The sequence below is a fragment of the Paenibacillus marchantiophytorum genome (genome assembly GCF_014640555.1).
In the GTDB taxonomy this organism is placed as follows: Bacteria; Bacillota; Bacilli; order Paenibacillales; family NBRC-103111; genus Paenibacillus_E; species Paenibacillus_E marchantiophytorum.
This window is the reverse complement of the sequence record NZ_BMHE01000095.1, coordinates 3,886-8,060: the sequence shown is the minus strand read 5'-3', so window position 1 is coordinate 8,060 and position 4,175 is coordinate 3,886. Positions and strand designations below refer to the sequence as shown.

Sequence of the window (4,175 nt, the reverse complement as noted above, 5' to 3'; positions counted from 1 at the left end):
CGTATAGGTAGGTTCAATGACCTTTTTGTAGCGCTCCAAGGTAACATCGAATACAGCATTAGAAGTATCCAGCGAACGTAGGAATTGGTTGTAATCCCGCACGTCTACGTAGCCCTTCCCCCTAACGGTATCAACGAACTGTGTAATCGCCGCATCGGATACTTTATAGGTCATTTCATCGACCTTCTCGGCTTGTCTGTATGCGGGTTTAAATATTACCAAAAATGGAATATCATCTTTTACATTATAATCTATACAACGACAAAATTCACCAAAATATTACAATTTTATCAGTAAAAAAATAGGCTAATCATGGTGGTATCTGACCATAATCGACCTGTTTTATGTAACGCTTTAGCGTTGCTTAGGTTATAATTGTCAAGCATTATTGTGCGTACAAACGAAATGACGAAATCTTTACACGGGTATTACATAGGTAAGTATGTTACTGGTTGAATGAAAGGTTCATTCGGCACTGGGTGAGTCTATTCATCAGCCATGCAACAGAAACTGAAATCTCAGTTCGTCATTCTAATTTGAATCTCTTTCTGATATTTTTCAAACATTCCATGACTTCTTCTTTTTGATCTGGATTTCTTTCTACATATTCCATGCTGTATTTTTCTATATAAGGATAGAATTCCGCTTCTTCCATGATTACTTCCTCATTAGTTATATCATAACTTATTGATACTTTATGCTCTCCAATATAATATTCTTCATCTGGGGTATAATAGGCTGACAATGCACATCCTATTTCCTCAGATCCACATCCGTTAATTCCAGACTCATATTGAAACTCACCTAACATCCTGAATGGTCGCCTCGTATCCAAATCAAAGAAACCCATAGATAAAAACAGCTGATTAATAAGCCAGTCTTTCCGTTGTGGATCTGTAACCTGTATGTTTTCATTCATTTATATCTTCCTCCTCTAGTCCAACACTGGATAAATTGAATTTATTTTACCGTCCACTATTAGCCATTCAAATTTCAAACCGTTCTCTGCAACTCCAATATTTCTTCCTTCTATAATAGGCTTTCCTGCTTTTTCAACACCCTCTATTGCTTCTTTCCCCCATTTTATGATGTCATCAGTAGTAATAGGTGGACCATAGACTGTTTTAGGATTAATTACTGTTTTATATACTACAGTTCCATCAGAATTTAATTTAAGTTTGAGTCCGCGGTTCACATAATCTGTCTCCAATGAAGGTATACGATAATTAACCTCATATATCCCTTCTATTTGGGGATGTGGTTTCGGATCGCCAATAATAAAATCCGAACGAGTCAAACCATACTTGCTTGCCTCTTCATCTATTGTTTTATTGAAGCTATCCAAATTATGTGCACCTTTTACACTTGGTTTACTTCCCCTGCCAATGCCATGCCCATCAACCAAATGTTCAATCAACTCTCCATTATCAATATTAACAGTGCTAGAAAGGGTGTTACCTTTACCCGTCCCCTCAGTCCCGCGAGGCTTAATGGCATCCTTTTCCTTCTTTTCAACTACACTTCCGATTCCCCCGTGTACCCGCTCTACGCCCTTATCTATTAGGGGGAACTTGCTTGCAGCCTGCTTGGCCAACGTACCTAAACCCGTAAAAGATATTTGACCCACTTCCATACCAGCAACCGGCGTGAACAACTCCATTACTTTGCCTAGGCCACCGGCGATTTGATCGGCAGTCTGGTTCCCAGTTGAATCTAGTTTACCACGAAACGTCTCACCAGCGGTTACTTGTGAAGCTCGGTTGATGAATTGTCCAGCCGTATTATGATTAAAAAAGGAATCCATGGTGTTTGCATAAGGTTCTATCAGATTATCAAATAAAAATGCACGCACTGCTCCTTCGTGAAACCAGTTCTTCGCATGTATTTTTGCAAGTTCAGCTTGGTCCTCTGGGCTAAGACTTCTCCTCAAAGCTAGTAATTGTTCTTCCGAATAGCGACTCGATTTACCCGTTGCTAATTCTTCTAACGTAATCATCTGATTGGGGTCATAAGCCAGCAGCTGCGGACCTTGCTCCAACTGCTCCAATCTCTTGATCGCCCACTCCCCCTCATTCCCTTTGCTCAAGGAGGTCAAAATCAGACTACGCAGTTCATTATCCTGCGGCATCTCCGAATGGTCATTCTTTGCGGGATTATACTTACAAGCTAATAAAGCCGAGCCTGCATAGAACGAGCTCACATCCACATTCTCATCATAAAAGCTGGAGGCTATGCCTAACTGGCCTAACTTTATGCGTTCAGCCTCCATCTCTTTCGTGGCTTCAACCATATACGCCTGATTGCCAAATTTTGCGTACATGTGATAGGCCGCTTGGCTGCGTCCCAGCGCTGTATAGGCCTCTTTAATCTGTTCAAGCCGCTCGTTCGCCCATTTCTGCTCCGCTGGCGTTCCCTTTGCTCGTTGATCCAGCAATTGCGCCACTGTCTTATCCTGTTTCAGTGAGCCTAGCTGCTTTTCAATGGAGGCTGTTTGGATCTGTACCTGAAATTCTTTGGCGACTTCCACGAGTAGCGTTGGAATCGGCGCGATCAGAAGCTTCAGCGGGTTCGTATGCGTGAGCGTTTTCGCCAAATGCTCGAGTCCACTGACGATCTTTTGTACGACGGCTTTGGCCTCTGCGCCCAAACTGCTGGCTAATCGCTCCCACCAGCTTTTCCCCGTCGAGGTTGCTTGTTTTAGTGCCTGGGCATCCTTGATGTTGGCTTGTTCGGTTTCCTTGACCTTTTTTATCGTAAAGTCCAAAAATCCATTCATGCCCTCGGCTTTGCTGGTCAGTTTATTGATTAATGCTTGGACTTGTGCGGTATCTGCACCGATCTGTGACAACCACTGACCATCCAACTGATTCACAAATCCATTCGCCGCATTGCGAAGATAGTTGGCATGATCCTCGATGTCTTGCACATCTTTCATTAGCTTTCGCATGCGGTCTTCATTAAAGAGTACCTGATCCGATGCCATATACGCCTGACCTCCTTTGGAAGGGGACCTATCCTCCCTCGTGTTCTAATGACCTTGGCCTTGAAAATCATTACGAACCGAAAAGTCCGATTCAAACAAGATAATATCACCCGAACGGAACTGAAAGGTATGCCCCAAGTAGTCTTGATCGGAGGCAATCTGCCCTTCAATCGCCCACATGTTGGCATTCGGAGAATTGTAGCCTAGAACTCTTGTTTCTTGATCGTTATGCTTGAGCGCATAAATGCCGAAGTTAACCACGATATAGCCCTTCGTGAGAAACTCCGATTCATGCCCGTCCAAAGAGCCTCCGTAGCGATTGGCAAGCGCTAGAACATCCGTCCCTTTCGGCAAAATGTGCGGCGCGATGGGAAGATTATACTCGCCATACCAATGCTGCACGCTGCGAAGGGCAACGGTCGGATCGACCACAGGCGGCACTACTCTTGGCGGACCCACAATCGTCCGCGATTTGTACGGCAGAATTTCAATGTCATAACCCGTAGCTGTCGTAATTTTGCGGCTCAAGAACTGGGTGTAAAACTTAGACCACGGCGTTTGCGACTGCTGGCTGGCCGTTAAGATATTCGTATACTCGTAGCTCGCGGCGTTTTGGATATCCGTGTCACTGATGTTTCGCAGCGGATCCGGCAAGCGGTAGACGCGGGAGTAGATCAGCTTGTCTACCACAGAACCGACGCGGATCATTTTATTGCTGGCTCCTGACGCATCATAATAGAGATCCACAGGCACGCTGCTGCCGCCGCTGCGCGGTACAAACCAAAACGTGGGATCAATCCGCATCCCTTCGCCTTTATCCCAGTAGTTGCCGATTGTTTTGAAATCAAACTGGAACGAGTAGCCGTTATGGGGTACAGTGGCGACTTGTCCAGGGTAGGAGCCTGGGCGTATCGGCGTGAGCCATGCGTTTTGTCCAAACATGTTCGTTGGTATTCCGTCTTTATCTCTTCCACCGGAATAATAAGCATTCGTTGTATGGTTCAGCGAACCGGGTGCCGTTCTAAACACGGACTCGTACCGCAAATCACCGATATCCCCTATCCGAAAATCGGAAACGCGCCCCACGACGTTGACATCAATCCCCTTTATCGCGCAGTAGTTGATTAAATCCCCGTTCAGATTGGTCTGGCAGGTCGCTGCTTGGGTATTAATCGCCCAGGCTTCGAGTGTA

Annotated in this window: 2 protein-coding genes and 1 pseudogene; all 3 read right to left on the bottom strand. The window is 45.1% G+C overall.

Annotated features, from left to right (window positions below):
- Positions 1–526: 526 nt before the first annotated feature.
- A complete protein-coding gene (gene cdiI / locus IEY34_RS35590) occupies positions 527–919 on the bottom strand; it encodes a ribonuclease toxin immunity protein CdiI (RefSeq protein ID WP_189020924.1) in 393 nt (130 codons plus the stop codon).
- A gap of 15 nt (positions 920–934) precedes the next feature.
- Positions 935–2,983 carry a CdiA family toxin C-terminal domain-containing protein gene (locus tag IEY34_RS35585; RefSeq protein WP_189020923.1) on the bottom strand — a complete coding sequence of 683 codons (2,049 nt, stop codon included), beginning with the start codon at positions 2,981–2,983 and terminating at the stop codon, positions 935–937.
- A 45-nt stretch (positions 2,984–3,028) separates the two neighbouring features.
- A pseudogene (locus IEY34_RS35580) lies at positions 3,029–4,175 on the bottom strand (hypothetical protein); the annotation flags it as partial.

Bases quoted from the DNA above. Each gene is read 5' to 3' on its own strand.
- cdiI (WP_189020924.1), bottom strand. From the start codon at position 919: ATGAATGAAAACATACAGGTTACAGATCCACAACGGAAAGACTGGCTT.
- IEY34_RS35585 (WP_189020923.1), bottom strand. From the start codon at position 2,983: ATGGCATCGGATCAGGTACTCTTTAATGAAGACCGCATGCGAAAGCTA.